Raw genomic sequence first — 18,856 nt, 5'->3', positions numbered from 1 at the left:
CGGGCGCATCCGCTCGATGCGGCGGCGCCGTTCGCGTCGTTCGCGGCGCAGGCCGAGCCAGCCGAGGGTGCCGGTACCGATCGTCGCCGGTCCGATCCACCAGAACTCGGCGATCGTCGCCCAGAGCGGATCCACGCCTTCAGCCTATCCAGACCGGCTGGGAGCGCTCGCAGAGAGGGATGCCGCGGCATCCGCCCGGGTGAGCCGTGACGAACTCCGCAGATTGTGACGAACTCCGCACGTGCGCAGGCGTTGCGCTGCGGAGTACGTGCGTTCCTGCGGAGTTGGTGGCGTGGCTCAGCCGAACAGCAGCGCGAGCACCGTCGCGCCGCCGCCGACGAGGATGAGGGCGACGATCGTGACCCAGGCGATGATGCGGGTACGGCGCGTGCGCGCCTCGTTCATGCCCTCGTACTCGTCCTGCTCGCTCATGCGGCTCAGCCTACGGGCTCGACCACCGTCGGCCCGAACGCGGCCGGCAGTGTCGCCCGCGACCGCGCGCGCAGCTCGGAGACGGTCAGGGTGAACACGTCCTGCACCTCCAGGGCGTTCTCGGCCGCGTCCGTCGCGGCGTCGGTGACGCCGATGCGCAGCACGGGGTAGCCCCGGCCCTCGCACAGCCCGCGGAACTTCACGTCCTCCTCGCGCGGCACCGAGACGATGACGCGGCCGGTGGACTCGCTGAACAGGGCGGTCGCGGCATCCACACCGTCGCGCTCCATGATCTCGCGCAGCCAGACGCGGGCGCCGACGCCGAAGCGCGTCACCGCCTCAGCCAGGGCCTGGGCGAGCCCGCCCGACGAGAGGTCGTGGGCGCTGGAGACCAGCTCCTGCTGGGATGCCGCGTGGATGAGCTCCGCGAGACGCTTCTCCTGGGCGAGGTCGACCGCCGGCGGGCGTCCGCCGAGGTGGCCGTGAACGGTCTCTGCCCACGCCGAGCCGCTCAGCTCGGTGGCCGTGACGCCCAGCAGGTAGATGTTCTCGCCGGCATCCTGCCAGCCGCTCGGAATGCGACGGGCGACGTCGTCGATGATGCCCAGAACGCCGACGACGGGTGTCGGGAAGATCGGGGTGTCGCCGGTCTGGTTGTAGAAGCTGACGTTGCCGCCGGTGACCGGCACGCCGAGCTCGAGGCACGCGTCGGCGAGACCGTCGACCGCCTGACCGAACTGCCACATCACCTCGGGGTTCTCCGGGCTGCCGAAGTTGAGGCAGTCGGTGACGGCGGTGGGCACCGCACCGGTGACGGCGACGTTGCGGTATGCCTCGGCGAGGGCCAGCTGCGCGCCCGCGTAGGGGTCGAGCTGGCAGAAGCGTCCGTTGCAGTCGGTGGCGATGGCGAAGCCGAGGCCGCTCTCCTCGTCGACGCGGATCATGCCGGCGTCGTCGGGGAAGCTGAGGGCGGTGTTTCCCATGACGTAGTAGTCGTACTGGTTGGTCACCCAGCTGGTGTCGGCGAGGTTCGGGCTGCCGAGCAGGTCGAGGAACTGCGCCTTCAGCGTCTCGGCGTCATCGGTACGGGGCAGGGCGGATGCCGAGTCGTCGCGCAGGGCGTCGATCCACGTCGGGTAGGCGACGGGGCGCTCGTAGACGGGGCCGTCGACGGCCACGGTCGAGGGGTCGACGTCGACGATCTGCTCGCCGTGCCAGAAGATCTGCAGCCGGCCGTCGCCGGTCACCTCGCCGAGGACGCTCGTCTCGACATCCCACTTGCCGGTGACGGCGAGGAACGCGTCGAGCTTCTCGGGCGCGACGATCGCCATCATGCGCTCCTGGCTCTCGCTCATCAGGATCTCCTCCGGCGTGAGCGTGGGGTCGCGCAGCAGCACGTTCTCGAGGTCGACGCGCATGCCCGAGCCGCCGTTGGCGGCCAGCTCGCTCGTCGCGCAGGAGATGCCCGCGGCGCCGAGGTCCTGGATCGCCTCGACGAGCTCGTCGCGGTACAGCTCCAAGCAGCACTCGATGAGCACCTTCTCGGCGAACGGGTCGCCCACCTGCACCGCGGGACGCTTGGTGGGGCCGCCGTCGGCGAAGGTGTCGGAGGCGAGGATCGACGCGCCGCCGATGCCGTCACCGCCGGTGCGGGCGCCGAAGAGCACCACCTTGTTGCCGGCGCCGGTGGCGTTGGCGAGCTTGATGTCTTCGTGGCGCATGACGCCCACCGCGAGGGCGTTCACCAGCGGGTTGCCCTGGTAGACGGAGTCGAACACCGTCTCGCCGCCGATGTTCGGCAGGCCCAGGCAGTTCGCGTAGAAGCTGATGCCGCTGACCACGCCGTGCACGACGCGGGCGGTGTCGGGATTGTCGATGGCGCCGAAGCGCAGCTGGTCCATGACGGCCACGGGACGCGCACCCATCGAGATGATGTCGCGGACGATGCCGCCCACGCCGGTCGCCGCGCCCTGGAAGGGCTCGATGTAGCTGGGATGGTTGTGGCTCTCGACCTTGAACGTGACAGCCCAGCCCTCGCCGACGTCCACGACGCCCGCATTCTGGCCCATGCCGACCATGAGGCGGGCCTTCATCTCCTCCGAGACCTTCTGGCCGAAGCGGCGCAGATAGATCTTCGACGACTTGTAGGAGCAGTGCTCGCTCCACATCACCGAGTACATCGCCAGTTCGCCGCTGGTGGGACGGCGGCCGAGGATCTGCTTGATCTGGTCGTACTCGTCGCTCTTGAGTCCGAGTGCCGCGTACGGCTGCTCCTTCTCCGGCGTCTGGACGGCGTTCTCGACAGTGTCTGCGACCTTGCTGTCGGATGCGGGGGTGCTCACGCGGCGGGACTCCAAGACTCGGGTGCCGGGGACGGCCTCAGTCTAGCCGGGCCGCCGCCGACCGGGCGGCCCCGAACTCCTCCATCCGGCGGCGAGGTGGAGGAGTCCGGGACGGGCCCGGTCAGGCCTCGTCGTCGATCACGCCGATGCCCACGGCGTGATGGCTGGGCTCGGCGGCCTGCGGCAGCGTGGGTTCGATCGGGTTCGGAGCCAGCGGCTCGTCGGGGTTCGGGGCCAGCGGCTCGTCCGGGTGCGGCGCCAACGGCTCTTCGCCGGGATCCTTCTCCGTGCTCGGCTCGGTCAGCTCCTCGGTATCGGGCTCGGTCGCGGCGGGGGCGTCTTCGGTCCCGACGCCAGGCGTCGTGTCGGGGGATGTCTGCGGGGTGGTCATGTCGTCCTCCTTCGTCATGAGCTCCACTGTTCGCTGCCGTCGGCGGCGACGCACGGGGGTTGACAGGAGGGGTCGTGGATGTCGTCGCCGCGACGTATCCTCGCCCTCATGACCGGACTCACTCCGTACCTCTCCTTCGACGGCATCGCACGCGACGCCCTCGAGTTCTACCGCGGGGTGTTCGGCGGCGAGCTCGTCCTCGCGACGTTCGGCGAGTTCGGGCGCGACGACGGGCCCGCCGACCGCATCGCGCACGGCATGCTGCAGGGGGTCGTCGAGCTCTTCGCCTCGGATGTCGCGAGCGGGGAGCCGACACTCGAACTCCGCGGCATCCTGTTCTCCCTGCTGGGCACCGCCGAGCCGGCCGTCTTGGAGAAGTGGTTCGCGGCGCTCGCCGACGGGGGCGACGTGCTCGACCCGCTCGCCTTGCGACCCTGGGGTGACCACGACGGTCAGGTGCGCGACCGGTTCGGGGTGACCTGGCTCATCGGCTACCAAGGATGACAGACCCGGTCGACCGGCTTCGCGCCCGCGCGGCGGAGCTCGACGCGTTGTGGGCCCGGCTGGACGCCGACGAGGCGTCGGTGCTCTCCGACCGTGCCGACGCGACCGCCGACGACGAGCACGATCCGGAGGGGTCGACCCTCTCCGGCGAGTGGCAGCGCATCGACGCACTGCGTCGTTCGGTGCAGGTCGAGCGGGCCGAGGTCGCGGCCGCGCTTTCCCGCGTGGATGCCGGGACGTACGGAACCTGCGGCGTCTGCGGCGGGCACATCGCCGCGGGCCGGCTCGAGGCACGGCCGATGGCCACGACCTGCATCGCTTGCGCCGCCTGACGGCACAGTCGCGGGCGATTCGAGCCCCGACCCCCAACCGCGGCAGGGGGAACTCCACCGGGGCTCGAACTCCTCCATTCGGCGAGCTTGCGTCGGCGTGGAGCGCCCTGTCGCACAGGACCGGGCTGAGGTGGAGGAGTTCCGCACCCTCTGTTCGCAGCTCCGCGGTAGTGCCCGGTCCGGGAGATGACGGTTGTTCCGGCGAGGGTGTTGACACGCGGCATCCCGTCGCCTAACGTACAACCAAATGGTTGTACAAACTGAGTTGAGCGACGATGAGACCGACCGGCTGTTCCACGCCCTGGCGGCGGCGACGCGGCGCGACATCCTGCGCCGCACGATCGTCGACGAGCAGTCGGTCTCGGCGCTCGCCGCGGACTACGACATGTCGTTCGCCGCGGTGCAGAAGCACGTGGCCGTGCTGGAAGCGGCCGGCCTCGTTATCAAGCGCGCCGAGGGACGCGAGCGCCTCGTGCGCGCCGATCCGCGCATGATCGCGCGTGCCCGAGCGCTGCTCGCCCGCTACGAAGACCTCTGGCGCTCGCGGATCGACCGCCTCGACGCTCTGCTCGCTGAACCCCACGATCCCCGTCCCACGCAAGGAGACTGACATGCCCGTCACCGACATCACCACCGATCCCGAGAACCTCACGATGACCCTCGTCGCGGATGCCGCGGCACCCGTGTCCCGCCTCTGGGAGGCCTTCACGAACCCGCGTCAGCTGGAGCGGTTCTGGGGCCCTCCCGGGTGGCCCGCCACCTTCACGGCGTTCGACCTCCGCCCCGGCGGCCGCGTCGACTACCGGATGACGAGCCCGCAGGGCCAGCGCTCCGCCGGATCGTGGGAGGTGCTGAACGTCGACCCCGGACGCAGCTTCGAGGTGCTCGACTCGTTCGTCGGCGACGACGGCGAGAAGCTCGACGGCTTCCCCTCGATGCGCATGGTCTTCTCGTTCGAAGCGACCGCCGACGGCTCGCGACTCACCAACACCACCTACTTCACTTCGCTCGAGGCGCTCGAGCAGGTCGTCGCGATGGGGGCGATCGAGGGTTCGCGTCTGGCGATGAGCCAGCTCGACGCCGTGCTGCAGGACCTCCGGGCGTACGCGCAGGGCAAGGGCACTCGCACCGAGCTGCTGACCGATCAGCACGTGCGCATCACCCGGCTCATCGAGGGTTCGCGCGAGCTCGTCTGGCGTGCCCACCACGAGCCGGAGTTGCTGCGTCAGTGGCTGCTCGGCCCCGACGGCTGGCAGATGGTCGAGTGCGAGGTCGGCGAGACCACCCGCTTCGTGTGGCAGCAGGGTGACGACGAGTCGACCCGCTTCGGCTTCGAGAGCGAGCGGCTGCTCAGCGAGCCGATCTGGCGCGAGGTGTCGACGGAGCGCATGATCGGCACCCCGGGGCCGTCGACGGTCAACGACCTGCAGTTCTACGAGGAGGACGGCGCGACCCTGCTCACGCTGCTGATCGAGTACCCCGACAAGGAGACCCGCGACATGATCCTCGCGACGGGGATGACCGACGGCATGGAGGCGTCGTACGCGCGCCTGGAGGCGGTCGTCGCGGGCTGAGCCCGTCTGCGCCGCGGGTCAGTCGCCGAGCACGAGTCGGTAGCCCATGCCCTGCTCGGTGAGCAGATGCTGGGGATGCGCCGGATCGCGCTCGAGCTTCTTGCGCAGCTGCGACATGTAGAGGCGCAGATACCCCGAGTCGGCCACCTGGTCGGTTCCCCAGATGTCTCTCAGCAGGTTCTGCCGGGTCACGAGCGTGCCCGGGTTGCGGGCGAGGAACTCGAGCATCCGCCATTCCGTCGGCGTCAGGTGCACGACCTCGCCGCCGCGGACGACCCGGGTGGCGGCGAGGTCGACCTCCACATCGCCGAAGCGCACGACAGGCGTGTCCACGGATGCCGCCGCTGCCACGCCCCGCCGACGTGCGAGGGCGCGCAGGCGTGCGAGCAGCTCGTCGACCTGGAACGGCTTCGTGACGTAGTCGTCGGCGCCGGCATCCAGTGCTTCGACCTTGTCGGCGGAGCCCGTGCGTCCGGACACGACGAGGATCGGCACGTCGGTCCACCCGCGCAGCGCGTGGATCACCTCGATGCCGTCCAGGCGCGGCATGCCGAGATCGAGCATGACGACGTCGGGGCGCGCCTGGGCCGCCGTGGCGATCGCGGCGGCGCCGTCGGGCGCGGCGATGACGTCGTAGCCGTGCGCGGCGAGGGTGATCCGCAGCGCCCGCACGAGCTGCGGATCGTCGTCGGCGACCAGGATCTTCACGATCTCATCCTCTCGCTTCGGCGACCGAGGGCCCGGCGAGAGTGGATGCCGCGGCATCCACCGGCAGCGAGACCACCATCGTCAGCCCCCCGCCGGGCGTGGTCTCGGGCGTCAGCGTGCCGCCCATGCCCTCGGTGAAGCCCTTCGACAGGGCGAGCCCGAGCCCCAGCCCGGTGGTGTTGTCGGTGTCGCCGAGCCGCTGGAAGGGAGCGAAGATGTCGTCCTGGCGGTCGGCGCTGACGCCCGGGCCGTGGTCGACGATCCGCAGCTCGACGGTCGAGCCGAGCCGGCTGGATGCGATGCGCACGCGCGTGCCGGGCGGCGCGTAGCGGCGCGCATTGGCGAGGACGTTGACGATGACCCGCCGCAGCAGCACGGGGTCGGCGCGCACCGCAGGAACGGTCGGATCGAGCGCGAGTTCGACGACGTCGGGTCCGATGCCCAGCTCGTCGAGGGCTTCGAGAACTGCCCCCGCGAGATCGACGGGGGAGAGCGAGACGGCGAGCACCCCCGCTTGCACGCGGCTCACATCGAGGAGGTCGGTGACCAGCGCCGCGAGCGCGGCGAGCGACTCGTCCGCGGTTTCGACGAGTTCGTCGCGGTCGGCTGCGGTGAGCGAGGGCCCCGCGGCACGCAGGCCGCCGACGGCGGCGATGGCGGCCGCGAGCGGCCGGCGCAGATCGTGGCTGACCGCCGACAGCAACGCCGTGCGCACCTGGTCGGTCGCGGCCAGGGCGTCGGCGGTGCGGGCCGTCTGCGTGAGCTCGCTGTGCTCGAGGGCCGCAGCGAGTTGAGCGGTGATGACGTCGAGGAGGCGTCGTTCGGGGCCGCCGACGTCGCCGCCGTGCAGCTCCAGCGTGGCCCGAGGGCCGCCCGCGGCATCCGTGCCGACGGGCACCACGACCGCCCGGCCGTCGCGCACCGGCTCGCCGTCGGTCGCCAGCACCTGCTGCGTCGATCCGTCTCCGGCCAGCAGGCGCGCCCCGCTCACGCCGAACGCTTCCCGCGTGCGACTGACCAAGGCCGGGACGGCGCTCTCGCCCCGCAGCACGCTGCCCGACACCGTCGCCAGCAGCTCCGACTCCGCAGCGGCGCGCCGTGCCCGGCGGGTGCGACGTGCGGCCTGGTCGACGATCCAGCTCACCAGGATCGCGATCACCACGTACAGCACGAGCGCCAGCGCGTGCAGCGGGTTGTCGATCGTGACCGTGAAACGCGGATGGATGAAGAGGAAGTCCAGCGTCAACCCCGACAGCACCGCCGCGAACAGCGCCGGCCAGATCCCGCCGATCAACGCGACGACGACCACGAGCAGTTGGTAGGAGAGCACGTCGGAGGTGATCGTCTCTTCGTTCGCGGTCGCGAACAGCAGCCACGACAGCAGCGGTCCACCGGTGAGAGCGACCACCAGCCCCAGGATGCGCCGCCGCCAGCCCAGCGCCCCTCCGGTCAGCCGCGGCAGGTGCAGGTTTCCGCCCGCGGCGGCGTGGGTCACGATGTGCACGTCGATGTCGCCCGACTCGCGGATGACCGTGGCCCCGATGCCCGGACCGGTGAAGGCCGCGCCGAGCCGGCTGCGACGACTGGCGCCCAGCACGAGCTGGGTCGCGTTGACCGACCGGGCGAACTCGACCAGCGTCCGCGGCACGTCCTCGCCGATCACCTGGTGGTAGCTGCCGCCGAGCGACTCGACGAGTGCGCGCTGGGCCGCGAGGGCACCGGGGGCGGCCGCACGCAGCCCCTCCTGCGTCGTCACGTGCACCGCGAGCAGCTCGCCCCCCGCGGCACGCGCGGCGATGCGCGCTCCGCGCTGCAGGAGCGTGTCGCCCTCCGGGCCGCCGGTGAGGGCGACGACGACCCGCTCGCGCGCCTGCCACGCCCCGCGGATGCCGTGCTCCTCGCGGTAGCTCTGCAGCGCGCTGTCGACCTCGTCGGCGAGCCACAGGAGGGCGAGTTCGCGCAGGGCCGTGAGGTTTCCGAGGCGGAAGTAGTTCGACAGGGCCGCGTCGATGCGCTCGGCGGGATAGACGGCGCCGGCGGCGAGCCGGTCGCGCAGCGACTGCGGCGCGAGGTCGACGACCTCGATCTGGTCGGCGGCGCGTACCACGGCATCCGGCACCGTCTCGCGCTGAGTGACCCCGGTGATCTGCGCGACCACGCCGCCCAGCGAGGCGATGTGCTGGACGTTGACGGTCGTGATCACGTCGATGCCGGCGGCCAGCAGCTCCTCGACGTCCTGCCAGCGCTTCTCGTTGCGGGAGCCGGGTGCGTTGGTGTGGGCGAGCTCGTCGACGAGCGCGATCTCGGGATGCCGATCCAGCAGGCCGTCGAGGTCGAGTTCGTCGAGGTCGACCTCGCGATGGCGCAGACGCCGGCGTCCGAGCGTGGGCAGGCCCTCCGCGCGGGCCGAGGTGGCCGCGCGGCCGTGGGTCTCGACGATGCCGACGACCACGTCGCGCCCGTCGGCGAGCAGACGGTGTCCCTCGGACAGCATCTCGTAGGTCTTGCCGACGCCCGGCGCCGCTCCGAGCAGCACGCGCAGTCTGCCCTGCTTCATGCGTTCACCCTAGTTCTCCCGCCGCCGCGCAGCCGCCCCGACCGACGTGCAAGCGATGCCGGCGGACGCGCCGCGTCGCACGTCACCGCAGCCATCGTCACCGCGTGGCGGCGTCGAGGGCGAGGTTCAGCTCGAGCACGTTCACGCGGGGCTCGCCCAGGAAGCCGAGGTCGCGCGAGCTCGTGTGCTGATCGACGAGCGCCGAGACCACCGCCGGGTCGAGGCCGCGCGCCGCGGCGATGCGGGCCACCTGTAGCTTCGCGTACGCCGGCGAGATGTGCGGGTCGAGTCCCGATCCGGATGCCGTGACGGCGTCGGCCGGGATGTCGCCCACCGGCACGCCGTCCGCCGCGGCGATCGCGGCCTGGCGCTCGCCGATCGCGGTCACGAGGTCGCTGTTCTCCGGGCCGAGGTTCGACCCGCTCGACGCCGCGCCGTCGTATCCGCTGCCCGCGGCCGATGGCCGCGACTGGAAGTACTGGGGGAGGGCTGCCCCGTCGGCATCCGTGAAGGACTGGCCGATCAGCGCGCTGCCGACGACCTGACCGCCGGCGTCGCGCACGAGCGAACCGTTGGCCTGCGCGGGCAGGACCACCTGGCCGACGCCCGTGATGACGGCGGTGTAGGCGATGCCGAGGACGACCGTGGCGAGCAGCATCGCGCGGGCGGCGACGCCGAGATGGCGGAGGGAAGTGCGGGTGGACATGACGATGCCTTTCGAAGAGCCCGGTCAGAAGCCCGGGAGAAGGCTCACGATGAGGTCGATGAGCTTGATGCCGACGAAGGGGGCGATGACTCCGCCCAGTCCGTAGACGAGGAGGTTGCGCCCGAGGATCTGCGAGGCGCTCGCCGGCCGGTAGGCGACGCCCTTCAGCGCCAGCGGGATCAGCACCACGATGATGATCGCGTTGAAGATGATGGCGCTCGTGACCGCCGACGCGGGCGAGTGCAGCTGCATGAGGTTCAGCGCGGCGAGTCCCGGGAAGACGCCCATGAACATCGCCGGGATGATCGCGAAGTACTTCGCGATGTCGTTGGCGAGGGAGAACGTCGTCAGTGCTCCTCGGGTGATGAGCAGCTGCTTGCCGATGCGGACGATGTCGATGAGCTTGGTCGGGTCGCTGTCGAGGTCGACCATGTTGCCGGCCTCTTTCGCGGCCGACGTGCCCGTGTTCATCGCGACGCCGACGTCGGCCTGCGCGAGCGCGGGGGCGTCGTTGGTGCCATCGCCGGTCATCGCGACGAGCGCGCCGCCCGCCTGTTCGCGCTGGATGAGCGCCAGCTTGTCCTCCGGGGTGGCCTCGGCGAGGAAGTCGTCGACGCCCGCCTCGGCGGCGATCGCCCGCGCCGTCAGGGGATTGTCGCCCGTGATCATCACGGTGCGGATGCCCATCGCCCGCAGCTGCGTGAACCGCTCGGCGAGGCCCTCCTTGACGACGTCCTTCAGGTGGACAACGCCGAGCACGCGCGCCCCTACGGCATCCTGAACGGCCACCACCAGCGGCGTGCCGCCCGACTGCGACACGGACTCGATGTCCGAGGTCAGCTGCGTGCGCACGGAGGCCGACACCGGACCGGTCTGCTCCATCCAGGCGAGCACGGCGCTGCCGGCGCCCTTGCGGATGACGGTGCCGTCGGCGAGGTCCAGACCGCTCATGCGGGTCTGGGCGGTGAACGGGACGGCGACGGCGTCGGCTGGAGCGGTCGCCTCGACGCCGCGCGCGGTGGCGAGCTCGACGATCGAGACCCCTTCCGGTGTGGGGTCGGAAAGCGACGACAGCGCGGCGGTGCGCGCGAGTTCGATCTCCTCCACCCCGGTCAGCGGCAGGAAGGCGCTCGCGCGACGGTTGCCGTAGGTGATCGTGCCGGTCTTGTCGAGCAGCAGCGTCGTGACGTCGCCGGCGGCTTCGACCGCGCGGCCCGACATGGCCAGCACGTTGTGCTGCACGAGACGGTCCATGCCGGCGATGCCGATCGCCGACAGCAGCGCACCGATCGTCGTGGGGATGAGGCAGACGAGCAGCGCCACGAGCACGGGGATGCTGACCGGGCTCGCCGCGTACGAGGCGATCGGGTTGAGGGTCAGCACGACGACGACGAACACGATCGACAGGCTTGCCAGCAGGATGCCGAGGGCGATCTCGTTGGGGGTGCGCTGACGGTTCGCGCCCTCGACGAGAGCGATCATGCGGTCGACGAAGGTCTGACCGGGCGTGGACGTGATGCGGACGACGACGCGGTCGCTGAGCACCCGCGTGCCGCCGGTGACGGCGCTGCGGTCGCCGCCGGATTCGCGCACGACGGGGGCCGATTCGCCGGTGATGGCCGATTCGTCGACGGTCGCGATGCCCCAGATGACGTCGCCGTCGCCGGGGATGAGCTCGCCGGCCGACACGACCACGACGTCGTCCAGGGTCAGCTCCGACGAGGCCACGTCTTCGGTCGCGGCGGTGGTGGCCGCGGCATCCGCGGCGCCGTCGTAGCCGCGTACGCGGTGCGCGACCGTGGCGGTGCGGGTCGTGCGCAGGGCCTGCGCCTGCGCCTTGCCGCGGCCTTCGGCGACCGACTCGGCGAGGTTCGCGAACAGCACCGTCAGCCAGAGCCACACGGCGATGCCCCACGTGAAGCCGCCCGGCACCGGGGTGCCGCCCGAGCTCTGCGGGCCGCCGAGGAAGGGCTCGGCGATCGCGATCGCGGTGGTGAGGGCCGCGCCCACCCACACGAGGAACATCACGGGGCTGCGCCAGAGCTCCGCGGGGTTGAGCTTGCGTAGCGCCCCCGGAAGGGCCTCGATCAGCTGGCTCCAGCCGAAGGCGCGGCGGGTCGGAGCGGGCGAGGACGCACGGTCGTCACCGGTGGGTTGCGGACGGTCGAGGACCGGAGCGGACGTGTTCATTTCAGGAAAGACCTTCTGCCAGGGGACCCAGCGCGAGAACGGGGAAATACGTCAGTGCGGTGATGACCACGGTCACGACCGCGAGGAGCCCGACGAACTGCGGGCGGTGCGTCGGCAGCGTGCCGGCGGTGGCGGGCACGCGCTCCTGTGCGGCGAGCGAGCCGGCCAGGGCGAGCACGAGCACGATCGGGACGAACCGTCCGAGCAGCATCACCACACCCAGCGCCGTGTTGAACCAGGGCGTGTTCGCGGTGAGTCCGGCGAACGCCGAGCCATTGTTGTTCGCGGCCGACGTGAACGCGTACAGCACCTCCGTCATCCCGTGGATGCCGGGATTGAGGATCGAGGTCGCCTCGACGTCGGCGCGCACGGCGGGGATGCCGAAGCTCAACGCCGTTCCCGCCAGCACCAGGGTCGGAGTCACCAGGATGTACAGGCTCGCGAGCTTGATCTGGGTCGGGCCGATCTTCTTGCCGAGGTATTCGGGGGTGCGACCGACGAGCAGACCTCCGACGAACACGGCGATGATCGCGAGAACGAGCATGCCGTACAGGCCCGAGCCCACTCCGCCGGGGGCGACTTCGCCGAGCATCATGTTCAGCAGCGGAATCATGCCGCCCGTCGCGGTGTACGAGTCGTGCATCGAGTTCACGGCGCCGGTCGAGGTGAGCGTCGTGACGGCCGCGTACAGCGCCGAGCCGACGATGCCGAACCGCTGCTCCTTGCCCTCCATCGCGCCGCCGGCCAGCTGCGGGGCGGTGCCGTGCCCGGCGACCTCGAGCGCGCTCACCGCGGCGATCGACGCGATCGCGAGGGTCGACATGACCGCGAGGATCGCGTAGCCCTGGCGGTTGTCGCCGACCATGCGGCCGAACGTGCGCGGCAGCGAAATCGGGATGACGAGGATCAGCAGCAGCTGGAACAGGTTCGTCCACGGCGTCGGGTTCTCGAAGGGGTGCGCGGAGTTCGCGTTGAAGAACCCGCCGCCGTTGGTGCCGAGCATCTTGATCGCCTCCTGCGAGGCGACCGGTCCGCCCGGGATCGACTGGGTGGCGCCCGCGAGGGTGTGCGCATCGACGAAGCCGTTGAGGTTCTGGATGACGCCGCCCGCCAGCAGCACGACCGCAGCGACGAGCGCGATCGGCAGCAGCAGTCGGCCGAGGCCACGCGTGAGATCGACCCAGAAGTTGCCGATCGTGCTCTGCCCGCGCCGCGCGAACCCGCGCACGAGCGCGACGGCGACGGCGATGCCGACGGCGGCCGAGACGAAGTTCTGCACCGTGAGGCCGGCGAGCTGCACGAGGTAGCCCATCGTCGCCTCGGGGGAGTACGACTGCCAGTTGGTGTTGGTGACGAAGGATGCCGCGGTGTTGAACGCCAGGCCCTCGGGAACGGCCGGCAGCCCGAGCGAGGCCGGCAGGAACGCCTGCAGGCGCTGGAGCGCGTAGACGAAGAGCACGCCCATGAGCGAGAAGGCGAGGACGCCCCGGGTATAGGCCTGCCAGGTCTGTTCGCTGCGCGGATCGACCCCGATGAGGCGGTAGACGAACCGCTCTGCGGCGGCATCCTTCTCGCCCGTGAAGATGCGGAACATGAGGTCGCCGACCGGGCGGTACAGCAGTGCGAGCAGCAGGACGAGGGTGGCGATCTGGAGCACACCGAACCAGATGTCGGCGGAATCGACGCCCATCAGAAGCGTTCCGGTTTCACGAGGGCGACGACGAGGTAGACGACGCTGGCGATGCCCAGCACGGCGCCGATGATCGAGAAGACGTCCATCAGAGTCGCTCCGCCCCCTTCGCGACGAGGGCGACGATCGCGAACACCGCGACCGTCACGACGACGTAGATCACATCGAGCACAGCAACTCCCGGACACTGACCGCGCTCCGACGTCGGCGCGGGCGCCCACGGTGGGCACGGCATCCGATCCAACTCCTGCGCGGCGGCCGCTTCCGGCGTCCTTACGGTTTCCCTACGGCCCGGCGGGCGGTCCTCACGGCACGCTCACGTCGCCGGCGGGGGTGGGGCGTTTCGACTCGCTGCGCTCGCTCGCTCAACGACCGGGGACTGCGCTCGCTCAACGACCGGGGAGCTTCCCCGCTGTGGTGCGGTCGAATGTGACGGTCGTGTAAAGCTTCGCCGAATATCTGAAAAAAAACTTCATAACGTGGTTCACTGGGCGACGTCACCTTCCGCACCGTCTCGTGAGGACACCATGAAGCGAAATCTTGCGATCGTCGGCGCCGCTGTGGTCGCTCTCGTCGTCATCGGCGGCGGCGTCTCCGCCGCCGCGCAGGCCCCCGGCCCATCGGCGCGCACCGTCACCACCGCCGTCGCGAGAGCCGACACCGCTGCCGCCGAGGCCGACGGCTGGACTGTCGCCTCCAGCGAGGGGAGCGCGGTGCCGCAGGGTGGTCGCGTCGTGGCCGCCGCGCCACACGACGTTGTGCCGATCCAGGTCTCGCTCGATCAGACCTCCATCGAGCAGTACTGGATGTGGGCGTCGGGTGTCGAGGTGACCGCTCACGGCATGACCCCCGGCGCGACGGCGACGATCTCCATCACGTTCGCCTCGGGCCTGCAGAAGCACTGGGCACCGATCACCGCGGATGCCGACGGCTCGATCGTGACCAGGGTGCGAACCCTCGACGTCGACCCCGAGAACACCCAGCCGGAGCCCGGCGTCGCCCGCATCACCGTCGACACGTCCACGGGAGAAGCAGGGTCCGCTCTCCTGGACATCACCGTCCCCGACGGCGAGCGCCTGAAGGTGTGGAGCGACCCCGCATCGATCACCCAGGACGAGTTCCTGGACAAAACCGTCGTCGTTCACGCGAGCGGCTTCGCCCCGATGACCCACGTCTTCTTCAACCTCGGCATGCCTGACACCACGATGGTGGCGATCGGCGAGAACGAGGGGCTGCACTCGGATGAGAACGGCGATTTCTCTTACGAGATGCAGATGGTCTCCGTCAACGCGCTCGTCGGTGAATGGCTCATCAGCCTGCAGTCCGCGGACGGCACTCAGCAGGGTTCCGGCACCTTCATGGTGACCCCGGGGGCACCGCGCACGCAGAACAAGACGCTCACGCCGTCCGCACCACAGATCTCGGCCGCCGCGTTCGCGACCGCGCCCGGAATGGCCTTCGACGTGACCGGCTTCATCCCCTTCGATACGTACGAGCTCACACTGGTGACCTCGCGTGGCATTCGAATCCCGCTGGGCATCTCGCGGACGAATGGCGAGGGACGTCACCACAACAGCGTCAAGGCGCCCGACGGTGCGGCCGAGGGCGTCTATACGCTGGAGGCGCGCTCCACGATCACCGGTGACTACGCCCTCGGGACGTTCACCGTCACCGGAAATCCCGACAGCCCCGCCTCCTCGTTCGCGTTGACGCCGTCGACGGTCGCGGCCCGCGTGCTCAGCGATCCTGCGGGAGGGATCGTCGTGACCGGCGCAGCAATCCCGTCGGGAACGTCGCTGCGGGTGTCTCTCCGGGACGCGCAATGGAAGCGGATGCCGCTGACCGTCGGCGCCGATGCCTACGCCGATGCCGGGGAGGACGGCACCATCCGGATGCCGCTGGTCACCCTCGACCCGATCGCCGCGGGCTCCTACACCGTGTGGATCACCGCCGGCAGCGCGCCGTTCGGGTACAGCATCCAGCTGCCGCTGATGGTCACCGCAGAAAGCTCCGCCGCGCCCAGCGCGGACATCGCGCCCAGCTCCGGTGCCTCCAGCAGTGCGGTGGCTCCCGCTCCGAGCTCGCCGCTGGTGGCCATCACGCCGTCCACGACGACGCCGCGCGTCGACCGGCCCGCTCCGCCCGCGCCGAGCGCCGCGCCGAGCCCGTCGCCGTCGCCAGATGTCGATCCGCTCGAGGGCGACATCGCACCCCCGGCGCTTCCCGTTCCCACCTCGCCCGCTCGTTGAACCCAGGAAAGCACACGATGCCCCGCACACCCCTTCGCGCTCGGGCGGCCGCAGCCGCCCTGATCGCCAGCTGCCTCGTCGCCGCCGGCGCCGCGCCTGCCTTCGCTGACACCGGCTCGCTGGACGAGATCCCCGTTGCCCCGGCATCCGCCGGCGGGCGCACGGCAGTACTGCCCGACAGCATCGCCTCCGCCGCCGGCCCCGTGGACGTCTTCATCCAGACGGACGGCGAAGGTGCGCTGGCCGCGAGTACTGACCAGCGGCGGCAGGGCGCATCCTCCGCCACGGCGAGTTCGGTGGCCGAGGACGTCGCGGCGAAGAACGAGGAGAAGACGAAGGACGTCGCGGCTGATGTCACCGCCGTCGACAGCGACGCGCGCATCCTCTACACCTCGACGTATTCCGTCCCGGGTGTCGCCGTGACCGCTGACGCTGCGACGCTGGCTCAGATCGCCGAGCGCCCCGACGTGGTCAAGATCTCGCGCATCGTGCCGCAGTCGATCGAGGTCCCCGCTGTCGATGGGGCCACGCCGAGCAACGGCGCCTCGGATGCGTTGACGCGAGCCGTCGACACGTGGCAGCAGACGGGGCACACGGGCACGGGCGTCACGGTGGCCGTCATCGACACCGGCGTCGACTACACGCACGCCGATTTCGGAGGCCCGGGCACGTCTGCCGCCTACGCCGCGGCGCTGGCGTCCACGGACGCGCCTCAGCCCGGTTCGTACGATCCGAGCGTGTATCTCGGCGGGTGGGACTTCGCCGGTCCCACCTACAACGGCGCCATCGGTCAGCCCGGCTACGATCCCATCCCGGTGCCCGACGCCAACCCCATCGACGGCCCGGGCGGAAACCACGGCACGCACGTTGCCGGAACGGTCCTGGGGCGCGGCGTCAGCAACGACCTCACCACCTTCCGCGGCGACTACCGCAGTCTGTCGTCGGAGAGCGTGCAGAAGGACTTCTCGATCAGCCCCGGGGCTGCGCCGCAGGCCGGCCTCATCGCGCTGAAGGTCTTCGGCGACGGCGGCGGCAGCACGTCGCTCACCGGAGCGGCACTGGAGTGGATCGCGCAGAAGGTCGCGTCCGGAACCGAGATCGATGTCGTCAACCTCTCCCTCGGCACGAACTACGGCGCCATCGACGACCCCGACAACGCGAAGCTCGATCAGATCGTCAAAGCAGGAGTGTTGCCCGTCGTCGCGGCGGGCAACTCCGGCGATGTGACGGACGTGGCCGGCAGCCCGGGCACTACCGAGAGCGCCTTGACCGTCGCGGCATCCGCGAGCGGTCACGGTCTCGCCGACGCGGCGCTGGCGACGATCGGCGATCCGGCTCAGAACGCCGCGGAGCAGATCCGGGTGCAGTACGGCCAGTCCTACGTGTGGGACTTCGACGTCACCGCCTCGGTCATCGGGCTCACCGACACGAGCAACCTGGACGGATGCCGGCCGTTCAGCGCGGCGGACGCGCAACGAGCGAGCGGCAAGATCGTGTGGCTGGAGTGGGACGACAGCAACGTGGCGTGCGGTTCGGCGACGCGTTTCGACAACGCCCGCGACGCGGGGGCCGTCGGCGTCGTCCTCACCAGCCAGTCCGACAGCTTCGAGAACGGCATCGCCGGCAACGCGGACATTCCCGGTGCGCAGCTCACCGGCGGAGAGTCGCAGAGTCTGCGCTCCGCGATGACGTCCGGCACACTCGTGATCGAACTGCGCAGCGACCTGCGGCACGTCATCGATCACACCGACCCGTCGCGCATCGATACGATCGCCTCGTTCACCTCCCGTGGAACGCACGGCTCGATCGACAACGTGCTCAAGCCCGATGTGGCCGCCCCCGGCGTGACGATCACGTCGGCCGGGAACGGCAGCGGCGCAGGGCGCGAGGTCATGAGCGGTACTTCGATGGCCACCCCGCATGTTGCGGGCATCGCCGCGCTCGTGAAGGAAGCGCATCCGGATTGGGCGCCCGAGCGGGTGAGGCAGCAGATCATGAACACCGCGGCTCACGACGTGCTCACCGTCGGCAGCAACCCGATCGCATACGGCCCGGCGCGCGTCGGCACGGGACGGATCGACGCGCTCGCCGCTGTCGGCGGGACGATCAGCCTGCTGTCGGAAGAGAACGGGGATCTGCTGAGCGCGTCCTTCGGCGTCGTCAACGTCGGCACCCAGCCGGTCGTCCAGACCCGGACCATTCGGGTCGGCAACGATGGACCGACCGCCCAGACCGTCGCGTTGCGCTACGCGCCGCGCACGGAGACACCGGGCGTCAGCTACGACGTCTCGCCGGCCTCCGTGACCGTTCCGGCGAAGGGGTCCGTGGCGGTGACGCTGACCTTGCGCATCGACGATCCGACCGCACTTCGGCACACGATCGATCCGACCATGTCGAAGATCGTCGACACGGCGCCGCGGCAGTTCGTGACCGACGCTTCCGGTGTTCTCGAAGCGATCGGGCCGGTCGGCACCTTCCCGGTGCGCCTGTCCGTGTACGCTGCACCGCGTCCGTACTCCGAGACGCATGTCGACGGTGTCGCATTCCAGGGCGCCACCGGCTCGCTCGCCATGTCGGGCCGCGGGCTCGACCAGGGCGCCGGCAGCGAGCGCTACCGGTCGATGATGGTTCCGCTCATCCTCGGCGCGACCTCCCCTGCACTGTCGTTCCCGGCCGGATCGGCGCAGCACACGCTGAAGAGCGCCGACATCCTCGCCGTCGGAGCGTCGTCGACGGCGCCGCTGCTGAGCGACCCCACGCAGGGCGTGCTGACGTTCGGCGTGCAGATGGCCGGCGAATGGGCGCGGATGTCGCCGCTGACGTGGCCGATGGTGCAGTTGGATGTCAACGGCGACAGCCGCCCCGACTTCATCGTGCAGCTGCAGCCCGGGCAGGACGCCGACGGGGACATCCCGGTCGCGATGACGATCGACGCGGTGACCGGAGACGTCATCGAACAGCGTCCCGTGAATGTCCTCTTCGGCGACCAGGGCACCAACGTCTTCGACAACACGGTGGTGACCCTGTCGACCTCCCTGTCGGCGCTGGGCTACACCGCGAAGACCACCGCGACGACGGTGCGCTACATCGTGCAGACCCGTTCGTTCTACACCCCGGCCTTCGACGGCGGCATCCGCAGTGCGCTCGTCGATCAGACGGCGCCGGCGACCATCGACGCCTA

At 70.5% G+C, this 18,856-nt stretch carries 16 protein-coding genes; 6 read left to right on the top strand and 10 right to left on the bottom strand.

Features of this window, described 5'->3' with window-relative positions; translation table 11 throughout:
• Positions 1–297: 297 nt before the first annotated feature.
• The 3 genes from I5I_RS17795 to I5I_RS10615 all read right to left on the bottom strand — a co-directional run bounded on the left by I5I_RS17795 (position 298) and on the right by I5I_RS10615 (position 3,165).
• Positions 298–432 (bottom strand): hypothetical protein, encoded by a 135-nt coding sequence (locus I5I_RS17795; RefSeq protein WP_259457186.1) that lies wholly within the window; start codon positions 430–432, stop codon positions 298–300.
• Positions 433–437: 5 nt separating this feature from the next.
• The gene (gene purL, locus I5I_RS10620) at positions 438–2,774 is read right to left on the bottom strand and encodes a phosphoribosylformylglycinamidine synthase subunit PurL (protein ID WP_036319307.1); all 2,337 of its coding nucleotides are present in this window, start codon (positions 2,772–2,774) and stop codon (positions 438–440) included.
• A 121-nt stretch (positions 2,775–2,895) separates the two neighbouring features.
• Positions 2,896–3,165, bottom strand: coding sequence for a hypothetical protein (locus I5I_RS10615; protein ID WP_036319319.1), 270 nt, complete (start codon positions 3,163–3,165; stop codon positions 2,896–2,898).
• Positions 3,166–3,273: 108 nt separating this feature from the next.
• Between I5I_RS10615 and I5I_RS10610 the strand changes: the two genes are divergently transcribed.
• The 4 genes from I5I_RS10610 (at position 3,274) to I5I_RS10595 (ending at position 5,575) form a co-directional block, all read left to right on the top strand.
• Positions 3,274–3,669 carry a VOC family protein gene (locus tag I5I_RS10610; RefSeq protein ID WP_036319316.1) on the top strand — a complete coding sequence of 132 codons (396 nt, stop codon included), beginning with the start codon at positions 3,274–3,276 and terminating at the stop codon, positions 3,667–3,669.
• Entirely contained in the window at positions 3,666–4,001 is a 336-nt protein-coding gene (locus I5I_RS10605) for a TraR/DksA family transcriptional regulator (protein WP_036319304.1), read from the top strand. Before I5I_RS10610 ends, I5I_RS10605 begins: the two co-directional genes overlap by 4 nt.
• 247 nt (positions 4,002–4,248) lie before the next feature.
• Positions 4,249–4,611: an ArsR/SmtB family transcription factor gene (locus tag I5I_RS10600; RefSeq protein ID WP_036319301.1), complete on the top strand. Its 363-nt coding sequence runs from the start codon at positions 4,249–4,251 to the stop codon at positions 4,609–4,611.
• Position 4,612: 1 nt separating this feature from the next.
• A complete protein-coding gene (locus I5I_RS10595) occupies positions 4,613–5,575 on the top strand; it encodes an SRPBCC family protein (RefSeq protein ID WP_036319298.1) in 963 nt (320 codons plus the stop codon).
• Between the two features lie 18 nt (positions 5,576–5,593).
• Here I5I_RS10595 and I5I_RS10590 read toward each other — a convergent pair whose 3' ends face one another.
• From I5I_RS10590 to I5I_RS17150, 7 genes are all read right to left on the bottom strand, one after another.
• Complete coding sequence (locus tag I5I_RS10590) at positions 5,594–6,283, bottom strand: response regulator (protein ID WP_036319295.1); 690 nt, start codon at positions 6,281–6,283, stop codon at positions 5,594–5,596.
• A gap of 4 nt (positions 6,284–6,287) precedes the next feature.
• On the bottom strand, positions 6,288–8,840 hold the full coding sequence (locus tag I5I_RS10585) for a DUF4118 domain-containing protein (protein ID WP_036319292.1): 2,553 nt from the start codon (positions 8,838–8,840) through the stop codon (positions 6,288–6,290).
• 97 nt (positions 8,841–8,937) lie between these two features.
• A complete protein-coding gene (kdpC, locus tag I5I_RS10580) occupies positions 8,938–9,546 on the bottom strand; it encodes a potassium-transporting ATPase subunit KdpC (RefSeq protein ID WP_036319288.1) in 609 nt (202 codons plus the stop codon).
• 24 nt (positions 9,547–9,570) lie between these two features.
• A complete protein-coding gene (gene kdpB / locus I5I_RS10575; RefSeq protein WP_036319285.1) occupies positions 9,571–11,736 on the bottom strand; it encodes a potassium-transporting ATPase subunit KdpB in 2,166 nt (721 codons plus the stop codon).
• Position 11,737: 1 nt separating this feature from the next.
• Positions 11,738–13,426: a potassium-transporting ATPase subunit KdpA gene (kdpA, locus tag I5I_RS10570; RefSeq protein ID WP_036319282.1), complete on the bottom strand. Its 1,689-nt coding sequence runs from the start codon at positions 13,424–13,426 to the stop codon at positions 11,738–11,740.
• The gene (gene kdpF / locus I5I_RS10565) at positions 13,426–13,515 is read right to left on the bottom strand and encodes a K(+)-transporting ATPase subunit F (protein WP_036319279.1); all 90 of its coding nucleotides are present in this window, start codon (positions 13,513–13,515) and stop codon (positions 13,426–13,428) included. Before kdpF ends, kdpA begins: the two co-directional genes overlap by 1 nt.
• Positions 13,515–13,661, bottom strand: a complete 147-nt coding sequence (locus I5I_RS17150) for a hypothetical protein (RefSeq protein ID WP_167487182.1) — start codon at positions 13,659–13,661, stop codon at positions 13,515–13,517. The genes kdpF and I5I_RS17150 overlap by 1 nt, the downstream gene beginning before the upstream one ends.
• 292 nt (positions 13,662–13,953) lie before the next feature.
• Here I5I_RS17150 and I5I_RS16080 point away from each other — a divergent pair, with 292 nt between their 5' ends.
• Together I5I_RS16080 and I5I_RS10555 are read left to right on the top strand one after the other, a co-directional pair.
• Positions 13,954–15,675, top strand: a complete 1,722-nt coding sequence (locus tag I5I_RS16080) for a hypothetical protein (protein ID WP_051039581.1) — start codon at positions 13,954–13,956, stop codon at positions 15,673–15,675.
• 17 nt (positions 15,676–15,692) lie between these two features.
• The coding region (locus I5I_RS10555) for a S8 family serine peptidase (RefSeq protein WP_051039580.1) at positions 15,693–18,856 on the top strand (3,164 nt) is incomplete at its 3' end.

This window comes from Microbacterium sp. B24 (assembly GCF_000333415.1).
In the GTDB taxonomy this organism is placed as follows: domain Bacteria; phylum Actinomycetota; class Actinomycetes; order Actinomycetales; family Microbacteriaceae; genus Microbacterium.
Note: the sequence above shows the minus strand (reverse complement) of the source record. Positions and strands in the feature narration are given on the sequence as shown.

Excerpts from the sequence above, each read along its gene's own strand:
- I5I_RS10600 (WP_036319301.1), top strand. The coding sequence starts at position 4,249 with ATGGTTGTACAAACTGAGTTGAGCGACGATGAGACCGACCGGCTGTTC.
- I5I_RS17150 (WP_167487182.1), bottom strand. The coding sequence starts at position 13,661 with ATGCCGTGCCCACCGTGGGCGCCCGCGCCGACGTCGGAGCGCGGTCAG.
- I5I_RS17795 (WP_259457186.1), bottom strand. The coding sequence starts at position 432 with ATGAGCGAGCAGGACGAGTACGAGGGCATGAACGAGGCGCGCACGCGC.
- I5I_RS10585 (WP_036319292.1), bottom strand. The coding sequence starts at position 8,840 with ATGAAGCAGGGCAGACTGCGCGTGCTGCTCGGAGCGGCGCCGGGCGTC.
- I5I_RS10610 (WP_036319316.1), top strand. The coding sequence starts at position 3,274 with ATGACCGGACTCACTCCGTACCTCTCCTTCGACGGCATCGCACGCGAC.
- I5I_RS16080 (WP_051039581.1), top strand. The coding sequence starts at position 13,954 with ATGAAGCGAAATCTTGCGATCGTCGGCGCCGCTGTGGTCGCTCTCGTC.
- kdpC (WP_036319288.1), bottom strand. The coding sequence starts at position 9,546 with ATGTCCACCCGCACTTCCCTCCGCCATCTCGGCGTCGCCGCCCGCGCG.
- I5I_RS10595 (WP_036319298.1), top strand. The coding sequence starts at position 4,613 with ATGCCCGTCACCGACATCACCACCGATCCCGAGAACCTCACGATGACC.
- kdpA (WP_036319282.1), bottom strand. The coding sequence starts at position 13,426 with ATGGGCGTCGATTCCGCCGACATCTGGTTCGGTGTGCTCCAGATCGCC.
- kdpB (WP_036319285.1), bottom strand. The coding sequence starts at position 11,736 with ATGAACACGTCCGCTCCGGTCCTCGACCGTCCGCAACCCACCGGTGAC.
- I5I_RS10605 (WP_036319304.1), top strand. The coding sequence starts at position 3,666 with ATGACAGACCCGGTCGACCGGCTTCGCGCCCGCGCGGCGGAGCTCGAC.
- I5I_RS10615 (WP_036319319.1), bottom strand. The coding sequence starts at position 3,165 with ATGACCACCCCGCAGACATCCCCCGACACGACGCCTGGCGTCGGGACC.
- kdpF (WP_036319279.1), bottom strand. The coding sequence starts at position 13,515 with ATGGACGTCTTCTCGATCATCGGCGCCGTGCTGGGCATCGCCAGCGTC.